Origin of the sequence: Armatimonas rosea (genome assembly GCF_014202505.1) — a bacterium.
Lineage (GTDB): Bacteria > Armatimonadota > Armatimonadia > Armatimonadales > Armatimonadaceae > Armatimonas > Armatimonas rosea.
In genome coordinates, this window is the sequence record NZ_JACHGW010000003.1 from 279,214 (window position 1) to 298,057 (window position 18,844).

Genomic DNA, 18,844 nt, shown 5'->3' on the forward strand with positions numbered 1-18,844 from the left:
GGCGTCCCTCTTGGTGCTCGGGGCCACGCTTCCGGCACACGCGCAGCCGCCTGTGGGCGCGGGCTACGAGCTGCTCTTCTCCGATGAGTTCGACGGCGACAAGGTCAATCCGGCCCACTGGCGCTTCCGCGAGGACCGGCGCACCGACAGCTACATGAACGGGCTCAACCGGCGGCAGAATGTCGCGGTGGCGGGCGGCTCGCTCTTGATCACGGCGCGGCAGGAAATGATCGACGGCAAGCCGGAGAACACGGGCGGCGGGGTGATCAGCACGCACCAGTTCGGCTACGGCTACTACGAGACCCTCTCTAAGCCGTTCATGGCGGGGCGCGGGGTGCACTCGGCGTTCTGGCAGCGCGGTGGCTCGATTCCCAACAACACCATCTTCGAGATCGACTCCTACGAGATCGACTCAGGCTCGTGGATCGGGTGCAATAACCTCTATCTTCAGCTGGGGACAAAAAACCAGAGTGTCCCTTGGCCACACCGGGCCAATATCCCCTTCGCTCTCCGCCCCGATGGCTGGTTCCTCGATGCCTACGAGTACACCCCCGAGGGCGTGATCTTCTACGACAACGGCAAAGTGGTCGCAAGAGCCGAGTGGAAGGAGCTGACCGCGGCCCAGTGTGTCTGGCTGACGGCGCTCAACGGGGTGGGGAAGGTGGATGCGGCGAAACAGCCCGCGACCACGGAGTTTGCCTACTTCCGTTACTATGCGAAAGACTATCCGGGGGTGAATCTCCTGCCCAACGGGAGCTTCGAGTACAACCAGGACCGCGGCGACCAGCCCATCGCCTGGCAGCAAGACGGCACGCCCGGCGCGGGGAAGGTGGTTGCGGGGGAGGCGGCGCGGGATCGCTACAAGCTCCGCCACGCCAGCCCCGGCGGGGCGTACCAGCTCTCCACCTCTCAGAGCCTGGAGTTTATCCGCAACGGGGACTACCAGCTCACGGCACGCGTCCGTAGCTCCGGCGGGCAGAAGACCGCGCGCCTGGTTGTTCGTGGTTACGGTGGCCCGGAGCTAGTGCTGACGGTCCCTGCGACGGCAAGCTGGACACCGCTCACGCTCCCGAAGATTCCCGTCACCAACCACAGTGTCACAGTTGCGATTGAGTCCGCGGGGGAGGCGGGGCAGTGGCTCGAGGTGGATGCTATCCAGTTCCTAAAGCCCACCAAGACGCCGCCCCCGGCCCCGGAGCCGTTCTCCCTGCGCCTGGAGCCGGCCTGGCAGCTGGCGCAGAGCGAGCCGATTGCCTTCACGGGGGACAATAAGTTCTACTTCTTCGACCGCAGTGTGGGCCGTGGCGCGGCGATCACGGTCGACTTTACGATGAACCCGGCCAAGCGCCAGGACGCCGCCCCGCTCGCGCGTCAGCCTAAGACGGGGACGGCAGGCTGGTCGGTCTTGCTCACGCAGCAGGGACAGGTGGTCTTTCGGATCGGAAGCGGCGCGACCCACCAGGACGTGGTCGCCGATGTGGGCTATGCGGTGGGGAAAGAGACACGTGTCGTCTGCGTGTTTGACCGGGGCACGGCGACGATCTCGCTCGATGGGAAGCAGGTTGCCCAAGCGACAGGGATCACCTTCACCACCGACGATGCCACGGCGGCGGGGCGGCTCGGTGCGGTGAACGATATCTACGATGCGGTGGGGGATGTGATCGCCCCCGGCACGCCGTCGGCGGCACCCCGCAAGTACAAGAACTATGTCGGCACCCTCCGCGCAGTTACGGTCGATAACGCCGTCCCCGGCCAAGCGCGTAGAGCGAACTAAGCGCGAGGAGGCCCCCTACGACCCATGGCAGGTGTGAGGGCGGCGGCACTTGCGCCGGGAGGGTGAAGGTAAAGCCGAGCTGCTGCTGGCGCGCATCACGGGTCTGGGGGCCAATCGTGATCCCCCCCGTGCCCGCCAGAGCCGCGGCGAGGTAGGCGCTCTTAAGCGGGGCGTAGCGGTTCTCGTAGCGGAGCTGGTGCGGGCCGGGCGCGAGCGTGGGAAGGGCAGCGGAGAGCCGCAATGGCAGAGTCGTGCTCTGGAGCCGGAGCGGGACGAGCGTGCCATCCACCCAGAGCCGGAGCGCCGCCGCCGCCTCACTGGCAAACGTAGGGTCCTGGCTTCGCTTTTGAAAGGCCTCGGTGAGCTGCTCTCCGGGGGTGAAAACCAGCTCGACCGTGACCTCCCGCGGCGTGACCCCGAGGTAGCTTGTCTGCGCCAGCTCATCGCGCGGATGGGCATGGGCAGAGAGCGGCATCAGAGCCACAAGCACCAGCAGGCTACTTGGTAAGCGCAGCGCCGTAGTCATTTCCAGGCTCGCGGTAGATGCAGTGGGTGTGGCCCGTGCCATCGCCGCCCATGCGCTGGGGAGAGTACTCCAGCACGATCGTGGGACCGGTGACACGGTAGTAGGCCGCGCTTCCCGTCGTGGTCGGGCCGCCCCAGGCAAAGTAGGTCTTGTCCAGGTTCGCCTTCGCTGCCGCCAGCTTCGGGGCCGCGTCGTTGTCGTTCACATTCCCAATCCACTCGGCCATCAGGTCCAAAAGCAGCTTCTTCTGGGGCTCGGTGAGCGCCGAGCCGGGGATTCCCTCCGGGGCGAGCGTCTTGCCGTCTTGGCCCGGCCCCAGCACGAGGTCAATAAAGTAAGGGGCGCGGATCGCGGTCTTTTGCTGCTCGGGGGTGAGTGCCTGGATCAGCGCAAAGCCCTTGCTCAGCTCGCGCCCCAGTGGCTGGATGGTCTTGCCTCCCAGGGTGTACTTGGCGGGCTGGGCGGCGGGCAGGCTCGGAGCTAGGGTGATGTCCTTGCCGACGACGGTCGCGTTGACCGCGAGGTGGTGCCCCCCAAACTGGAACATCCAGGGGCTGGTTGCCGATGGCTTGCCCAGGAACGAGAGATAGTACTCCGCCTTGCCAAAGATCAGCCGCCCCCCGCCGTCGGTCTGGCGCAGGACCTCATCGCCATTGACAATATCCACGACTTTTTGGTAGCCCTGCTTGCTCAGGATCGCCTGGAGGAGCGCGTGGACGGCCTTTTGCTGGGTCTCATTGAGGTCGCCCATGCGGAGGCCGGCGCGCTGGACAATCCCGGTGGGCAGGTTCGACCAGCGGACGCGCTGCTGGGAGTCGGTGAAGGCAAAGCTCACAGCCTTGCGCTGCTCGGGGGTGAGAGTCGCTAGGAGCGCATCGGCTGCGGCGACCACGCTCTTGGTCGTGGGATCGGCGATGAGCGTGGGGGTTTTAGGAGCCTGGAGCGAGCGGGCATAGACCCCAAGCCCACAGAGCCCCATGCCCAGGACAAGGGCGAGAGGGAGCGTGAGTGCTGTCTTTTTCATGGTGGAGAGAGGATATCGCCGGATCGTAAGGAAATTATGAAGACATGGATACCCCAGAAATGTACTACGGCGATACCTCGCGCCTGGGACGCCCCTTTGCCAAAGACCCCTCGGTGATTTCATTTAAGGGGAAGTACTGGCTCTACTACTCGATGCCGCCCTTTGACCCCAAGCTCGCCCCGCCCGATGCTCCCAAGGGCTGGGGAATTGGGATCGCCACGAGCACGGACCTGACGCACTGGACGAAGGTGGGAGAGGTGCTAGGCCAGCCCGGGACGGTCGAGGAGAGCGGTATCTGTGCACCCGGGGCTCGTGTCCTCGATGGTAAAGTTCATCTCTTCTACCAGACCTACGGCATGGGGCCCAAGGATGCGATCTGCCATGCGGTCTCCAGCGACGGCCTGCACTTCGACCATGACCCGACCAACCCGGTCTTTCGGCCAAACGGCGCTTGGAACTGTGGACGCGCGATCGATGCCGAGGTCTTTCCCTTCAAGGGCAAGCTCTATCTCTACTACGCCACCCGCGACCCGGCGTTCAAGATCCAGCAGCTCGGTGTCGCGGTCGCGGACCTGAAGTCGGACTTTGGGCGGGCGGCGTGGACCAATCTCTCCACCGACGGCCCCATGCTCGCCCCGGAGCTGCCGTGGGAGCGGGACTGCCTGGAAGCCGCGACTCTCTGCCAGCGCGGCAAGACCCTCTTTCTGTTCTACGCGGGGGCCTACAACAACGCGCCGCAGCAGATCGGGGTGGCGAGTAGTACGGATGGCGTCCACTGGAAGCGCCTCAGCGACCAGCCGCTGCTCGCCAACGGCAAGCCCGGCGAGTGGAACGCGTCGGAGTCGGGGCACCCGGGCATCTACGACGAGGAGGGCAAGACGGTGCTTTTCTTCCAGGGCAACAATGATAAGGGCAAGACCTGGTTTCTCTCGCAGCGGCGCCTTCGTTGGACGCGAAAAAATCTCCCCGAGCTCGTGGAGTAAGATTGAACTAATGCCCGCTTCTTATTTGTAAGACAGAACATGAAAGCCCGAATTAGTCGTCTTGGAGTGATGCTGACTGTCGTCGCTCTCCTCCCTCTCTCGCTGATGGCTGCCGCTTTTGCCGGCCCTGCGAACCCGCCGAAAGTCGGGGAGAAGGCACCCGATGTCACCTGGCAGACACCCAGCGCGACCTCGGTGACCCTCTCCAAGCTGCTGGCGACAGGCCCTGTGGCGCTGGTGGTTCTCCGCGGCTTCCCTGGCTACCAGTGCCCGATCTGCACGGTGCAAGTGGGGGAGCTCCTGAGTAAGAGTGAGGCGTTCGCCGCGACAAAGACACAGCTGGTGCTGGTCTATCCGGGGCCAGCCGAAGGCCTGAAGCAGCGTGCCGAGGAGTTTGTTCGTGGGAAGACGCTCCCCACCAATATCACGCTGGTCCTTGATCCTGACTACGCCTTCACCAACCAGTACGGCCTGCGCTGGAACGCCCCCCACGAGACCGCATTTCCTTCGACCTTTGTGATCGACAAGAGCGGCAAGGTGGTCTTTGCAAAGATCAGCCGCTCTCACGGTGGCCGCGCCAAGGCTGCAGAGATCCTTGACGTACTTTCGCGCTGAAAACCTCCCTCTGCCGTCACGACGACTACCGTCGTGACGGCAGAGAGGCCTCTAACCTACAGACGCCACCAAGGGTTGGAGCCGTCGTTGCTGGCTTTTTGAGGTCGCCCCCCGATGCCTGCGACGTTGTCGCTTGCAAAGTCGGTGTTGGTGGTTTTGAACTGGCTGGGCTTAAACCACTTGGCATGGCTGTCCGCAAAGACATTGTTCATACCGCCGCCATGCCGCTCCTGCGACTTCACACAGATGGGGTTGGTGCCGCACCACTCGCTGGGAGGCCCAGGCCAGGTGTGCTGCCCATTGTTGGTCGGCCCCTCACAGAAGGTTACGGTCGTTGCCGGGTAGTTAATCTCCGGCAGGGAGACCGAGCTCATTCCGAAGGATGCTCCCGACCAGCGGGTGATATAGGCATTCTGCCAGTAGCTCGACGATGTCCAGGAGGCCCGAGCATCTGCCGTATCCCAGTAGAGGTTGAGACCGTCGTTGGAGTCACTGGGGCACTTGAAGATCTGCATGTTCTTGGCATAGGGCTGGAGGATCTGCACCCAGGTCTGCTTCCAGCCATTGACACGCTGCATGGGGTTCCAGTAGCCCCAGAGCGGATAGACCTCGTCGTAGTCTTGCACATACATCATCTGTGCGGTTCCGATCTGCTTGCAGTTAGAGAGACAGCTTGTCTGCCTGGCTTTTTCACGAGCCTGGGCAAAGACCGGAAAGAGGATGGCAGCAAGAATTGCGATAATTGCAATGACCACAAGAAGCTCAATCAGTGTAAAACCGAGTCGGGAAGATTTCTTCATGAAAATCACCTTTGGAGTGGCACGCGTTGCCAGTGAGTCTGGCAACGGTCTGCCAGCTAAGCTGAGTATAACATAATTCTAATACGAATTGCTCCGAGTCAGCGGGCCTTAGAAGCCGTTGAGGTGGGTAAAATACGCGCATGAAATCGCCTGACCCACGTGGTCCCATTACCCGCAAGGCTGTCCAGCCCCGAGTCACCTCTGAGGGGGTTGAAGCCAAGGGCTACAAGTCCGAGAACACCGCACCCCGTGGTAGGCCACAGGCGGGCAAGTGGATCTGGCTGGCGGGGGAGAGCCACGCCGCGCTCTTTCGCAAAGAGGTGATCGTAGCGTGTGTGCCCAAGCAGGCCCTAGCCTACCTGAGCGCGGACAATGCCTACCGGCTCTGGATCAACGGGGTCCTGGTGGCACGTGGCCCGGCGGATATCGGCATGGACTACCACCGGGTGCCTACCGGCAAGTGGTTCTACGACACGGTCGACCTTGCGCCGTATCTAAAGCCCAGTGTCAATACCATCGCCGCTGAGGTCTTCTTTACCAAGCTGATCGGCTGGGAGGGCTCGCGTGGGCAGGGGGGCTTCTTCCTCGATGCGCCGGGAATCACCACCACCGACGCTACCTGGCACGCGGCGCCGTGCAAGCACTGGGTCAAGAAGGGCAGCTGGCACTACGAGGCCGCCGCGGAGCCCGACAGCTGGCGGGAGAGCGGTTTTGACGTGTCGGGCTGGAGCGCCGCGACACCTGTCTCTGACCTCTGGCAGCCGCTTGTTCCCAGCCAGATTCCCGCCCGCATGGAGGTGGTCTACCCGCACCTGCCCACCACGCTCCCCCGTTGGACGGGGGCGGGGGGGGCGGAAGTGCGCATCCGCTGGGACCGTGTGCTTCCGGCGTATCTCAGCCTCGTGGTCAAGGGCGGCAAGGGCGCGACCCTGACGATCGAGCCCAACGAGCCCAATGCACCGGGCCACCACCGCATGGCGACCGCGACCCTGGCAGGCGGGCTGCAGACCTTCGAGCTGCCCTTCATGGATAGCTTCTCGGTCGTGAACCTCAGCGCCAAGAATGTCACCGAGCCGCTGGAGATTCTCGATATCCGCGCCAGCTTTGTCTCCCAGCCCGTGGCCTATCGGGGGAGCTTTGCCTGTAGCGACCCCGCCCTCACCCGCCTCTGGTCGGTGTGCCGCTGGGCGACCCAGATCTGCCTCCAGACTCATCACCTCGACTCGCCCCACCACCAGGAGCCCATCAGCGACCCCGGCGATTACTTGATCGCCTCCCTGGTCAACTACGCCGCATTCTTCCAGCCCGCCCTCACGGTCCAAGACTCCCGCAAGTACGCCTGGATTTTGGAGCAGTGCAAGAACCAGAACTTCCACACTAGCTACGCGCTGCTCTGGCTCCAGATGGTGCTAGACTACGGGGACCACACTGGCGACGACTCCCTAGCTCGTGAGCTTGCGCCGCAGATTCACTCTCTCTTGGATACCTTCACGGGCTATATCGGCAAGAATGGCCTGGTCTCGGAGGCACCCAACTACATGTTCATGGACTGGGTGGATATCGCGGGCTTCCCCGGCCACCACCCGCCCGCCGTGATCGGGCAGGGCTACATGACCGCCTTTGTCTACCGCGCCCTCGCCGATGGCATCCGGGTGGCGGAGCTGCTGAAAGACACGGCTCGTGCCCAAGCCTACACCCGCACGCGCGCCGCGCTGTTCGCCGCCTTTGAGCGCGAGCTCTGGGTGCCAGAGAAGGGGCTCTACCGTGATGGGAAGCCGTTCCAGACCCATGTCAAGCCCGGCCAGTGGCTCCCCGCGGATAAAGAGATCGAGACCTTTACGGCACACCTGCAGTTTTTGGCCGCGCTCTACGACCTCGCCCCGAAAGAGCGGCAGGCGGCGATTGTCGAGAAGGCGATCACGGCGGCGAACTTTACCTGCCAGCCGTACTTTATGCACTTTGTCTTCGCGGCGCTGGCTCACACAGGGCTCTTTGAGAAGCATGCGCCCGAGCAGCTACGGCGGTGGAAGGTGAACGAGGACACGCAGTCGCTGCTGGAGATGTGGGACCGTGGGGACCTGAGCCACTCGTGGGGCGGGACACCGCTCTACCAGCTCACGACCCAGGTCCTGGGGGTGCGCCCGACCACGCCAGGCTTTGCGACATTCACGGTCGCGCCCCTGCCCTGCGGCCTTGCTTGGGCGAAGGGAGTCGTCCCCACACCCCACGGAGACATCGCGGTGAGCTGGCGCAAGCAGGGCGAGCGAATCGTGCTGGAGCTGACAGTACCCAAGAGCTGCCAGGCCGAGGTCGTGCTCCCCGGCAGCGACTCCCCCAAGCGGGTCGGGGCGGGACGGCACGTGCTGTGAGCCTCTAAAGTGAGAGCGAATCCGATAACAAGTCGTCTGTGGCGGATAAACCACGGGCGGGACGTAGCTTCTAAAATGGTGCTTGTGTGAGGTCAGGAAGCCACACACAGGCACTCTCTCATTTTAGGAGCTATTTATGCGAAGTCGCAATCGAGCCTTTACGCTCATTGAACTCTTAGTCGTTATCGCCATTATCGCGATCTTAGCCGCCATCCTCTTCCCCGTCTTTGCCCAAGCGCGCGAGAAAGCACGCGCGACAGCTTGTCTCTCCAACCTCAAGCAAGTGGGGCTCGCCCTGATGATGTACACGCAGGACTACGACGAGACCAACCCGCCCTACAACGACGGTGTGGTCAACTTCAACGACCCTGCGGTGGTTGCCAGGACCCCGAACTTTCTGGGTGTGCTGACTCCCTACTCGAAGAACAAGGACATCTACGCCTGTCCATCGGTGCCCAATGTCACCGGAGCACAGGCCTGCGACCCAGTTACCTACCCCAATAGCTGCACCAGCTACCTGGGCAACGCCGCCGTGATCGGTGCCACGCTTGCGGTGATCCCCAACCCCGCCGATGTGGTCTACACCCAGGAGCTCTTCAACAAGCGCAACTACGCCTTTATGCGGCCGCGTTTGTTGAGCGCTGCGGCAGGAACCTACCAGTGGTGGCACTTCCCCCGTGGAATAGGAACCCTGGAGAACTACACCACCGTCCACATGGAGGGGGGAAATGTCCTCTTCTGCGATGGCCATGCCAAGCACCGCAAGGCCAAGTCCATGCGCTCTAGCGACTACGGTCTGGCCCCGGACGATCCGATCACGGTCGATTACAACAAGGCCTACACCCGCGCGTTCTAAGTTTTGTCTGCCCTGCCCGAAGTCACTCTCTTTCACAGAAAGGGCTTCGGGCGTCTTTTTGTGAACGTACTACGACCATGGACTTTAGGCTGACTCCCGCTGAGCTCACGCACTTTCACGAGCAAGGCTACCTTGGCCCCTACACGCTCTGCTCCCCAGAGAAGATGGCAGCGATTCGCACGCGCATTGAAACCGAGGTTCTGACCACCGACGGTCCCAATCCCAAGACACGCCTCCAGTGCCGCCACCTAGACCAGCGCTTTCTCTACGACCTCTGCGCCCACCCGGCGATCTTGGACCGCGCCGAGAGCCTCTTTGGGCCGGATCTCATTCTCTGGGCCACTTATTTTTTCAATAAAGAACCTGGAGGGAGCGAGATTCCCTGGCACCAGGACTTCAACTACTGGCCGCTGGAGCCCGTGGTGAACCTCTCGGTCTGGCTGGCGATCGACCCGGTGACGGTCGAGAACGCGTGTGTCAACCTGATCCCGGGCTCCCACAAGAAGATCATCAAGCACCTGCCCAGCCGCGACGGCATGGCGTTTGGCGAGGAGGCCGACCCCGCGCAGGTGGATGCGAGCAAGGCGATCTCGATGGAGCTCCAGCCCGGGGAGTTCTTTCTCTTCAATGAGCGCACGCTCCACCAGTCCCATAAAAACGCCTCGCAGAAGCGGCGGCTGGGGATGACCATGCGGATCACCGTGCCGTTTGTGAAGATCACCCACGACATCAGCCCGCTCTTTCCGGGGCACGCCAATATCCAGCTCCGTGGCACCGATCCCCTCGGCTTCAACCGCCTGACCCTCCCACCCGAGGCCAACCCATGACCCGCATCATGCCTATCGGGGACTCGATCACGGAGGGAGGGAGCACCTTTGTGACCTACCGCGTCCCCCTCGCGGAGAAGCTCGCCAAGGCAGGCTATCAAGCCGAGTTTGTTGGCTCGCGCCAGAGCTTTGGTCTGCGCCACGAGGGCTACGGAGGCAAGAACGCCGAGTTCCTCGCCGCGACTGTCCCCGCCAACTTTCAGAAGTTCCCCGCGGAGGTCGTGCTGATCCACGCGGGCCACAACCACTTTGTCGAGGAGAAGCCTGTCGCCGGGATCTTGGCCGCGACCGAGAGCCTCATCACCGCGCTACGCACGATCGATCCAAAGGTGGTGGTCTTGCTGGCACAAGTGATTCCAGCGGGGAAGCTTCCCAAGTACGCCTACATCCCGGAGCTCAATGTCGGACTTGCGGCTCTGGCAAAGCGCCTCAAGGTTATTGGGGTAGATCAGGCGACGGGCTTTGACTGGCACACCGATACCATTGCGGACCATGTCCACCCCAATGCCCAAGGTGCGGAGAAGCTGGCACTGCGCTGGTTTGACGCACTCCAGCGAGTTGTGGAGAGACGCTAAGATGGAGACCTGGGAGCTGCGCGATGCGCTCTGTCGGCTAGCGTGGAAAAAGACGGACGCTGGCTGGGCACTGACGACTGTAGACGTAGAGGGCCGCGCGCTGGGGAAACCCGCAGGGCAGTACACGATCCTCTTCTCCGAGACCAAGCCCGATCCTAAAGAGGTCGCCGCCAACACCGCAGGCGAGGCCTTTCGCTTCTTGCTGTCGGTGCGCGATAAAAATACCTTCTCCGGCGAGTGCCCCGCCGCGACCGTCCAGGCGGAGTGGCGCCTGAGCCCAGAGACACCCGGTGAGGTGCGGGTGGCGCTCACCCTCACGGCCAAGCGGCGCGGCTACTTCTCGCTGGCGTCACCAGCACTGACAACCCTGACCACCCGCGAGCTGACCTGGGGGATGATCCCCGGGCACTGGCAAGGCACCGCGCTCCAGCCCGATCTTGACCTGGCCTACACCTACGGCCAGGGGATTCCGAGTAAGCCCGTGCTCGCCCGGGAGCGCACCACGACCACGCTGCTCGCGCTCCTCAGCACTCGGGCCGCCACGCTGGCAGCGGTCGCAGAGCCGGGGACGGGGCGCGATCCCTGGGAGCGGGATGCCCTGACACACAACACCTGGAAGCTGGGCCTCTCCCTGATGGAGCGTGCCGGAGCGCTCACCCCGACCCTCTACGCTCCGGTCCTCGGCGAGGCGGGCTCGCTACTGGAGCCGGGGCAGACCGCGACCCTCAACCTGCGCTTTGTGCTGCGTCCGGGGGGCTGGGAGCCGGTCTACACCCATGTCGTGGAGAAGATCTATGCGTTCTCGGCGGCGCTGGCGCTGAAAAAACAGACCCTCTCGCTCACGGATCGCCTAGCAAAGATGCACACCTACGTGAGCGACCCGGTCGCCTCCCGCTGGCAAGAAGACACCGCACGTGGCCTGCGGGTAGGGGCGCAGTCGTACCTGGGAGGGGTGAAGGGCGCGACCAAGGGCGAGGCGATGAAAAACTCCGATCTCGGGGCGCTCTGGATGCTCGCCAAGGTGACGGGAGACCCCGTGCTGGAGCGTGAGCGTCTGCCGCTGGTGCGCAACTTCAAGCTCGCCCAGCAAGAGACCACGGGGGGCTTTTTCCAGGGCGCGGTGCTGGGGCAGTACTGGCTCCAGACCCAGAAGAAGTTTGTCGAGGAGTGGGGGCCGTATGTCGAGCCCATGGCCCTGACCTACTACACTCTGATCGACATGGGCAATATCCTGCTCTTTTCCCCCCAAGACACGGAGCTTCGTGGGCGCCTCAAGCTCGGGGCGGAGACTCTGCTGCGCTGGCAGAAGCCCGATGGCTCCTTTGATGTTGCCTACGACCGCGAGAGCCACCAGCTCTCTTACCCCAAGCTCACCGATCTGCGCCCGACCTGGTACGGCCTCTATGTTGCCTGGCGGATTCTAGGCGAGAGGCGCTACCTAGAGGCGGCGCGGCGCGGCGCGGACTGGTTTGTCAAGAGTGCGGTGGAGCGCGGCCACTACCTTGGGGTCTGTGGCGATGCGGACTTTGTGATGGACTTTGCCACGGGCCAGAGTGCCCAGTGCCTTCTCGATCTCTACGCCGCGACGGGAGAGCGACGCTACAAAGACGCGGCACTCAAGGCGGGGCGGCTCTATTGGACCTGGACCTACACGCACCCGGTCCCGACACGGAAGAAGAAAACCGTCAAGAATCTCCCGCGTGAGGACTGGGAGCTCACGCAAGCGGGGCTCAGCATGGAGCATGGGGGGACACACGGCTCCGCCAACTCCATGGGACCGATCCAGCTCTGTAGCCACGCCGGGCTCTTTGTTCGTCTTTATGAGGCAACCCACGAGCGGCTTTTCCTGGACATGGCGCGCCACGCCGCGCTGGGCCGGGATGCGTTTGTGGACCCAAAATCCGGCGTGGCATCGTACTACTGGAAGGCGATGAACGCCGGGCCGGGGCCGTATCCCCACCACGCCTGGTGGCAGGTCGGCTGGATCATGGACTATCTCCTCGCTGAGGCGCAGCTGCGCTCGGAGGGTAAGGTTGTCTTTCCGCGTGGCTTTGTGACTCCGAAAGTGGGGCCGCAGCAGAGTGTGGGGTTTGCGCCCGGCACGGTCTACGGGAAGTCCGCGCACCTCTGGATGCCCGCCGGCCAGCTTGCCTCAAGCAACCCCATGACCGAGGTGCTCGCGGCCCGGTCCGACGATCACAAGACGCTCTTTGTGCTCGTGCTCAGTGACAGTGCGGCGGTGCAGTCGGCGACGGTCACGGCGCACGGGACGACTCTGGCACTAACGCTGCCGCCCTATGGTCTTGTGGTGAAGGAGGTCTCTCTATGAGCCTACGCTGGGTCTTGGTAGGAATGCTCTTTCTGGCATCGGTACTGAACTACGTGGATCGGCAGACCCTGGCCATTCTCGCCCCGACCATCCAGAAAGACCTGGGCATGACCGACCCGCAGTACGCGGCGGTCAATAACTTCTTTCTGGTTGCCTACACGATCTCGTATCTGGTCTCCGGGCGCCTCACCGATAAGCTAGGGCCACGAAAGGCGCTCTCGCTCTATATCTCGTTCTGGTCCGTGGCCAACATGCTCACCGGACTGGCACGCTCGATGGCCTCGCTGAGTGCGTTTCGCTTCCTGCTGGGCCTGGGGGAGGCGGGGAACTGGACAACCGCGCCCAAGTTGGTCTCGGAGTGGTTTACGGCCAAGGAGCGGGGCTTGGCTGTGGGCATCTACACCCTGGGGGCGACTATCGGGGCGACCATCGCGCCGCCGCTGATCCTCTGGCTCGCCTCGACCGGCCACTGGCAGAACGCGTTCTTTGCCACGGGAGCTGCGGGCCTTGTCTGGCTGGTGCCCTGGCTGCTGGTGTACAAGTCTAACCTCTCCCCTAGCCCCTCTCCCGGGCGTTCGTACCTCACTGGGAAAGGGGAACCTGAAGGGGATTGCCTCCCTCCTTTCCCAGCGAAGAATGAGCGCCCGGGAGAGGAGGGTTGGGGAGGAGAGGTCGCGCTTTGGAAGCAACCTGTACTTTGGAGTTTGCTCCTCGCACGCCTGCTCACCGACCCACTGTGGTACTTTATCCAGTCCTGGCTCGCCAAGTATCTTGTCGCGGAGCGCGGGCTGACCCAGCAGCAGGTCAGCATCACCTGGGTGGTCTTTCTCGCCGCGGACTTTGGGGCACTCGGCGGGGGCTGGCTCTCGGGAGTACTCATCAAGCGTGGGATGCCGACCGTGGCAGGGCGCCTGCGGGTGATGCTCCTCTGTGCCTGCCTGACACCCCTCACGGCGCTGATCGTCCTTGCGCCAACGGTCAATGCGGCACTGGCCTTTGCGATGGTCGTGACCCTGGCGCACATGGCCTGGATGATCAATGGGAGCACCCTGGTCACCGATCTCGTGCCAAAAGACAAGCTGGCGACGGTCTTTGGCTTGGTGGCGGCCGGGAGCACACTCGGAGGACTCCTGATGAACTCTCTGGTCGGAAATACCGTCGGTGCTTTCGGCTACCGCCCGACCTTCTTTGCGCTCTCCGGGCTCCACCTCTGCGCTTTCGCTCTCTTGAGCGTGGCCCTGAAGAAAAAATAACATGATGTTTCTTTTCCCCCTCCTTTGTTTGTCGCAGACCACGCCGAGCCTGGTGGACCCCCAGACTCCCGCGCAGGCACGGCCCGTGTCGGTGGCGGCTAGCGATAAAGACCGCTGGAAGCTGGTCTTCTCCGACGAGTTCAACGACACGGTGATCGACCCGCGCAAGTGGACCGTGGAGACAACCACCCGCAAGCGCCCCGATATCCTGGTGAAGTCCGATGCCGAGCAGGTCGAGGAAAAAGACGGCTATGCCTATCTCTACTACCGAAAATCCAAGACCGAGGACAATACCTACTTTGCAGGGCGCTTCAACTCCCAGGGGCACTTTGCGACGACCTATGGCTATCTGGAGGCGCGCCTGCACCTGGTCAAGCCCGATGGCTACCAGACCGCGTTCTGGATGATGCCCGATCAGGCAGGGCTGACCGCTCCCAAAGGTGTGACCGATGGCACGGCCAACGATGGTGCCGAGATCGATATTATCGAGGGCAATAAAGCAGGGGATACCTACTCGACGGGCCTGCACTGGGACGGCTACGCCAAGCCCGCGCATAAGTCCAACGGGGCCATGGTTAAGGCACCCGGCCTACACACTCAAGAGCTTCACACCATTGGCTTTGAGTGGTCCCCGACGGCGCTAAAGTTCTACTACGATGGCAACCTCGTCCGCACGATCGACAAGCCCACGCTCATCCCGCAGGTGCCGCACTACCTCATCTTCTCCGGGAGCTGCTTTGGCGTAAACGACTGGGTGACGGGCACGATCTTCCAAAACAAGCTCATCCAAGACGGTGGCACGGCACGAGCCTATATCGATTATGTGCGAGTTTTTAAGCGAAATGACACCACAAACTAACCTTGCGACGACGGCGATTCTCAAAGCCTCGTCGGTGCTCAATCCTAGCTACGCACCGAGCAATCTCACCGATGGCAAGCTGACCAACGAGAGCCGCTGGGTGAGTGGGAGCACGGGGCCGCACACGCTCACTCTCACGTGGGCCACGCCACAGACAATCGCCTGCCTGCAGCTCGGCACGGGCTGGCTCAATGAGGGCGCGTGGGGGAGCGAGTTCCACGACCTGAGCGTGCGGGATGGACGGGGGCGCGAGCTAGCCAAGGTGACGGGCAACGATAAGACCGTGGTCGAGCTACGCTTGCCCGCGCCCGTCACCACCGACACACTCCAGCTGGTCTTTGCCGAGCCGAGCACTGTGCGCCTGGTCGAGGTACGTGTCTTTGGACCGTCTGCGAGCTACCCCGCCCTGACACTCCCCGGTGCGACGCCTCGCCCGCGGCCCGTCCCCCTCTTTCTCAACCAGACCGGCTACGACCCGGACTCTCCCAAGCGCTTCACCGCTCCCACCCTCCCCGACGGCACGCCGTTTGTCGTCAAGCAAGGCGAAAAAGTACTCTTTAAGGGCGTGATTCGAGGCGGCATCGGCGACTTCACCGCGCTCAAACTCCCCTTTCCCAGCGAGGGACGAGCGCCCGGGAGAGGGGCAGGGGGAGAGGTTACTCAGGCAGAGGTTCACATCGAAGCGGCTGGGTTGGTCTCTGATCCGTTTGAGATCGCGCCCCTTGTCACGCTTCGGGCCTCGCTCGACCCTGCGCTGCGTTTCTTTGTTGACTGCCGCTCCCTGATCGGCACGCACCCCTCGGCCTACGGCGGGTCGGCCTGGCGCGATGGGACGTACTACAGCTACGAGGTGCCCTCGCTGGTGATGCTCTATCTCGCCAACCCGTCGTTCTTTGACCAAGCAAAGCGCGAGGTGGAGTGGAGGCCGCTGGCGGCAAGCTTCAAGCAAGTAAAAGCCAATGGCGATGCCGGGGCGCTCGAAGCCGCTCAAGCGTACTTTCGAGAGATCGAGCCGCCCAAATCCGATGCGCCTGATATTGCCAAGCTGATTCACTGGGGTGTCGGCTGGCTCCTGGTCAAGCCCGAGAGCGCGGATCCGTCGGGGGACCCCAAGGGACGACGTCTGCATCCACAGACTGTCGAGCAGCTCGCCTTTTTTGTCTATGCCTGGCCGCAGCTCTCCCGCTGGCTTCCGGTGAGTGTTTACGAGCGTGCCAAGGCCTTCGTGCTGAAGAACTGGAACTTTGAGATCCAGACCGAAGTCGGGGACTACAAGGGCCGAGAGTGCCCGGGACACTCGATCTTGCCCAATGTCCTGCTCCACGAAGCGACCAAAGACAAGCGCTTCTTAGACACGGCGATCGCGCAGGCACGCTGGGTCTGCACGACACTCGATCCGACCGACCCCAAAGTCACCAAGGGCCAGCGCATGAGCGAGCACATGCTTGTCACCGGTCTGACGGCGCTCCTGCCACACGCCGAGCCACTGATTCGGCCCTGGCTGGCGAAGTGGGCCGAGGTGATGATCGCGCGCTCCGAAAATGCCTACGACTTTCGCAAGTACGACGAGACCAACTGGACCCTGCCGCGCTTCACGGCGGGCTCGCACGGCGGGGCGGGCTGGAACGAGCCGGGCAATGTCGCGGGCTTTCCTGCCTGCGCGCTCTCCGTGGCACGGCTCACGGGTGATAAAAAGCGTGCGGAGCGGCTGCGAGTGATCGCCACGGCCCACTTCGATGCGCTCTTTGGTCGCAATCCCCTCGGGGCACACGCGGCGTTTCGTGGCCCCCAGGACTTCTATGGAGTGGAGCGCGGCTGGCCCAAGAAGTTCAGCGACGATACCTGCGCCCGGCTGGAGCTCGTCCGCGGCACGCTCTCGTCCACGGCGGCGACGGAGCACTACCCCAACAACCCCGACGGCGCGTTTCGACACCCGGAGGGCTGGACGGCTTTCAATGCGGCGTTTAATGTCGGGCTTGCCTATGCCTGCCGCGAGGCGACGCGCCTCACCCGCAAGGGCAAGACCATCACGCTCCAAGCACCGATCTTTGCGCCGACGGCGACTGTCCTGGTAGGCCAGACAGCAGTGCGCCTCAAGGCAATCAACCCAGAGCAGACGCTCTTTCAAGCAACCACAACGGCCACGGGAACCCTGCGCTACGGCCACGGGTTCCTGGCAACGGAACTGTAACTATGTACGAAGTAAACCATGAGTTTGATGTCTGTGTGATCGGGGGCGGGATGTCGGGGATCTGCGCCGCGATCGCCGCCGCACGCAACGGGGCACGCACTGCCCTCGTCCACGACCGGCCCGTCTTTGGCGGCAACGCGTCCAGTGAGATTCGGATGTGGATCTGCGGAGCGCACGGCAAGCACAACAAAGAGACCGGAATTCTTGAGGAGATTCAGCTGGAGAATCTCTACCTCAACCCGGCGCGCAACTACTCGGTCTGGGATGCGGTGCTCTGGAGCAAGATCCGCTTCCAGCCGAACCTCACGCCGTTCCTGAACTGTTCCTGCGCCGATGCCACGATGGACGGCGAGAGGATCGTCTCGGTGCGCGCCTGGCAGCTCACCAGCCAGACCTGGCACACGATCACGGCCAAGCAGTTTATCGACTGCTCGGGCGATAGCATCCTCGCGGAGCTGACCCCCGCCGAGTACCGGGTTGGGCGGGAGGCACGGGCGGAGTTCGACGAGGACATCGAGCCGCTGGAGGCCGACCATAAGACCATGGGCAACTCGCTCCTGATCCAGCTGCGCCGCACCGACGAGCCCCAGCCCTTCACCGCGCCGCGCTGGGCCTATAAGTTCAATGGGGAAGCAGACTTCAGCTACCGAATGAGCGGGGTGAGCGGCCACAACTTCTGGTGGATCGAGCTGGGCGGGATCAACGACACGATCCGCGACTCCGAGGCGATCCGCGATGAGCTCGTCCGGGTGGGCTACGGGGTCTGGGACTACCTCAAGAACAAGGCCGATGAGCGTGAAAAGGCCACCAACTGGGCGCTGGAGTGGCTGGGCTCGCTGCCCGGAAAGCGCGAGAGCCGCCGCTATGTGGGGGACTATATCCTCACCCAGAACGATATTCGCGCGGAAGGAAAATTCGACGATATTGTCGCCTACGGGGGCTGGAGCATGGACGATCACCACCCGGCGGGGCTGCTCTACCCGGGCCGCCCGACGATTTTTCATCCCGCGCCCTCGCCCTACGGCATTCCCTACCGCTCGCTCTACTCGAAAAACGTCCCGAATCTCCTCTTCGCCGGGCGCAATATCTCGGTGACACACGCCGCGCTCTCGTCGACGCGCGTCATGGCGACCTGCGCCGTGATCGGGCAGGCGGCGGGCACGGCGGCGGCGCTGTGTATCTCGGAAAACTGCAACCCACGCCTGCTCGATATCGCGCTCCTCCAAGAAACCCTCATGGACGACGACTGCTGGCTCCCGGGCAAGCTCAAGCTTCCCGGGGCACTCGCCTGCGCCGCGACTCTCTGCGGCGACCCGGCCAAGCGACTCCTCGATGGCATGGAGCGGGACCGCGAGGACGAGGCCCATGCCTGGGAAGCACCGGTGGGGGAGAGTGTCTCCTACCACTGGGCGACTCCGCAGACCATTGCCGGGGCACGCCTTGTCTTCGATAGTGACCTGAGCAACACCAAGCGCATGGCCCATGTCTACCCCCAGAGCGCCGATCGCTGCGCTGTCCCGGACTCGCTCGTGAGAGCGTTTCGCCTAGAGGCTGAGGACGAGAGCGGCACCTGGCGCGAGGTCTACACCGAGGAAAACAACTACCAGCGCCTCGTGCTCGTCCCCCTCGACATCCAAGCGACCGCCCTGCGCCTGACCTGCACCGAGACCTGGGGCGATGCGCTGGCACGGGTCTTTGCCTTCGAGCCTCTGGCGACCTTTGTGGACAAGATCCCGGCCCTCCCGGAAGGCCCCGCCTTCGCTGAGGTGCGTGCGCTTGTCTCCCCAGACGACCTCGCCGCGCCCGACAGTGGGCTGGAGGAGAGTGCCAAGCACGGTGCCCACGGGGCATAGGGGAGCGATA

At 63.3% G+C, this 18,844-nt stretch carries 15 protein-coding genes; 12 read left to right on the top strand and 3 right to left on the bottom strand.

Annotated features, from left to right (window positions below):
• Positions 1 to 13 precede the first annotated feature (13 nt).
• Complete coding sequence (locus HNQ39_RS16340; protein ID WP_343075972.1) at positions 14 to 1,774, top strand: LamG-like jellyroll fold domain-containing protein; 1,761 nt, start codon at positions 14 to 16, stop codon at positions 1,772 to 1,774.
• Here the strand turns inward: HNQ39_RS16340 and HNQ39_RS16345 are convergent.
• On the bottom strand, positions 1,728 to 2,300 hold the full coding sequence (locus HNQ39_RS16345; protein WP_184198562.1) for a hypothetical protein: 573 nt from the start codon (positions 2,298 to 2,300) through the stop codon (positions 1,728 to 1,730). The two genes, HNQ39_RS16340 and HNQ39_RS16345, sit on opposite strands and share 47 nt — an antisense overlap.
• Positions 2,272 to 3,324 (bottom strand): DUF3500 domain-containing protein, encoded by a 1,053-nt coding sequence (locus HNQ39_RS16350; protein WP_184198565.1) that lies wholly within the window; start codon positions 3,322 to 3,324, stop codon positions 2,272 to 2,274. Before HNQ39_RS16350 ends, HNQ39_RS16345 begins: the two co-directional genes overlap by 29 nt.
• Before the next feature lie 44 nt (positions 3,325 to 3,368).
• On the opposite strand from HNQ39_RS16350, the gene HNQ39_RS16355 reads away from it, so the two are divergent.
• Together HNQ39_RS16355 and HNQ39_RS16360 are read left to right on the top strand one after the other, a co-directional pair.
• Positions 3,369 to 4,307 (top strand): family 43 glycosylhydrolase, encoded by a 939-nt coding sequence (locus tag HNQ39_RS16355; RefSeq protein ID WP_221290057.1) that lies wholly within the window; start codon positions 3,369 to 3,371, stop codon positions 4,305 to 4,307.
• Between the two features lie 39 nt (positions 4,308 to 4,346).
• Positions 4,347 to 4,922, top strand: coding sequence for a redoxin domain-containing protein (locus tag HNQ39_RS16360; protein ID WP_184198568.1), 576 nt, complete (start codon positions 4,347 to 4,349; stop codon positions 4,920 to 4,922).
• A 56-nt stretch (positions 4,923 to 4,978) separates the two neighbouring features.
• Here the strand turns inward: HNQ39_RS16360 and HNQ39_RS29965 are convergent, their stop codons facing one another.
• On the bottom strand, positions 4,979 to 5,722 hold the full coding sequence (locus HNQ39_RS29965) for a DUF1559 family PulG-like putative transporter (protein WP_281380281.1): 744 nt from the start codon (positions 5,720 to 5,722) through the stop codon (positions 4,979 to 4,981).
• 140 nt (positions 5,723 to 5,862) lie between these two features.
• Here HNQ39_RS29965 and HNQ39_RS16370 point away from each other — a divergent pair, with 140 nt between their 5' ends.
• The 9 genes from HNQ39_RS16370 (at position 5,863) to HNQ39_RS16410 (ending at position 18,834) form a co-directional block, all read left to right on the top strand.
• Complete coding sequence (locus tag HNQ39_RS16370) at positions 5,863 to 8,091, top strand: alpha-L-rhamnosidase C-terminal domain-containing protein (protein ID WP_184198571.1); 2,229 nt, start codon at positions 5,863 to 5,865, stop codon at positions 8,089 to 8,091.
• Positions 8,092 to 8,227: 136 nt separating this feature from the next.
• Complete coding sequence (locus HNQ39_RS16375) at positions 8,228 to 8,947, top strand: prepilin-type N-terminal cleavage/methylation domain-containing protein (protein ID WP_184198573.1); 720 nt, start codon at positions 8,228 to 8,230, stop codon at positions 8,945 to 8,947.
• A 77-nt stretch (positions 8,948 to 9,024) separates the two neighbouring features.
• On the top strand, positions 9,025 to 9,774 hold the full coding sequence (locus tag HNQ39_RS16380) for a phytanoyl-CoA dioxygenase family protein (RefSeq protein ID WP_184198576.1): 750 nt from the start codon (positions 9,025 to 9,027) through the stop codon (positions 9,772 to 9,774).
• Entirely contained in the window at positions 9,771 to 10,349 is a 579-nt protein-coding gene (locus HNQ39_RS16385) for a GDSL-type esterase/lipase family protein (protein WP_184198579.1), read from the top strand. Before HNQ39_RS16380 ends, HNQ39_RS16385 begins: the two co-directional genes overlap by 4 nt.
• A 1-nt stretch (position 10,350) precedes the next feature.
• Entirely contained in the window at positions 10,351 to 12,678 is a 2,328-nt protein-coding gene (locus tag HNQ39_RS16390; protein ID WP_184198582.1) for a glycoside hydrolase family protein, read from the top strand.
• Entirely contained in the window at positions 12,675 to 13,931 is a 1,257-nt protein-coding gene (locus HNQ39_RS16395) for an MFS transporter (protein WP_184198585.1), read from the top strand. Before HNQ39_RS16390 ends, HNQ39_RS16395 begins: the two co-directional genes overlap by 4 nt.
• 1 nt (position 13,932) lies before the next feature.
• Positions 13,933 to 14,790 carry a glycoside hydrolase family 16 protein gene (locus HNQ39_RS16400; protein ID WP_184198588.1) on the top strand — a complete coding sequence of 286 codons (858 nt, stop codon included), beginning with the start codon at positions 13,933 to 13,935 and terminating at the stop codon, positions 14,788 to 14,790.
• On the top strand, positions 14,774 to 16,981 hold the full coding sequence (locus HNQ39_RS16405; RefSeq protein ID WP_184198591.1) for an early set domain-containing protein: 2,208 nt from the start codon (positions 14,774 to 14,776) through the stop codon (positions 16,979 to 16,981). The genes HNQ39_RS16400 and HNQ39_RS16405 overlap by 17 nt, the downstream gene beginning before the upstream one ends.
• A gap of 2 nt (positions 16,982 to 16,983) precedes the next feature.
• A complete protein-coding gene (locus HNQ39_RS16410) occupies positions 16,984 to 18,834 on the top strand; it encodes an FAD-dependent oxidoreductase (RefSeq protein WP_184198594.1) in 1,851 nt (616 codons plus the stop codon).
• Positions 18,835 to 18,844 lie beyond the last annotated feature (10 nt).

Coding starts and splice junctions, on each gene's coding strand:
- HNQ39_RS29965 (WP_281380281.1), bottom strand. CDS start 5,722: ATGAAGAAATCTTCCCGACTCGGTTTTACACTGATTGAGCTTCTTGTG.
- HNQ39_RS16350 (WP_184198565.1), bottom strand. CDS start 3,324: ATGAAAAAGACAGCACTCACGCTCCCTCTCGCCCTTGTCCTGGGCATG.
- HNQ39_RS16405 (WP_184198591.1), top strand. CDS start 14,774: ATGACACCACAAACTAACCTTGCGACGACGGCGATTCTCAAAGCCTCG.
- HNQ39_RS16360 (WP_184198568.1), top strand. CDS start 4,347: ATGAAAGCCCGAATTAGTCGTCTTGGAGTGATGCTGACTGTCGTCGCT.
- HNQ39_RS16385 (WP_184198579.1), top strand. CDS start 9,771: ATGACCCGCATCATGCCTATCGGGGACTCGATCACGGAGGGAGGGAGC.
- HNQ39_RS16380 (WP_184198576.1), top strand. CDS start 9,025: ATGGACTTTAGGCTGACTCCCGCTGAGCTCACGCACTTTCACGAGCAA.
- HNQ39_RS16370 (WP_184198571.1), top strand. CDS start 5,863: ATGAAATCGCCTGACCCACGTGGTCCCATTACCCGCAAGGCTGTCCAG.
- HNQ39_RS16410 (WP_184198594.1), top strand. CDS start 16,984: ATGTACGAAGTAAACCATGAGTTTGATGTCTGTGTGATCGGGGGCGGG.
- HNQ39_RS16390 (WP_184198582.1), top strand. CDS start 10,351: ATGGAGACCTGGGAGCTGCGCGATGCGCTCTGTCGGCTAGCGTGGAAA.
- HNQ39_RS16375 (WP_184198573.1), top strand. CDS start 8,228: ATGCGAAGTCGCAATCGAGCCTTTACGCTCATTGAACTCTTAGTCGTT.
- HNQ39_RS16400 (WP_184198588.1), top strand. CDS start 13,933: ATGATGTTTCTTTTCCCCCTCCTTTGTTTGTCGCAGACCACGCCGAGC.
- HNQ39_RS16345 (WP_184198562.1), bottom strand. CDS start 2,300: ATGACTACGGCGCTGCGCTTACCAAGTAGCCTGCTGGTGCTTGTGGCT.
- HNQ39_RS16395 (WP_184198585.1), top strand. CDS start 12,675: ATGAGCCTACGCTGGGTCTTGGTAGGAATGCTCTTTCTGGCATCGGTA.
- HNQ39_RS16355 (WP_221290057.1), top strand. CDS start 3,369: ATGGATACCCCAGAAATGTACTACGGCGATACCTCGCGCCTGGGACGC.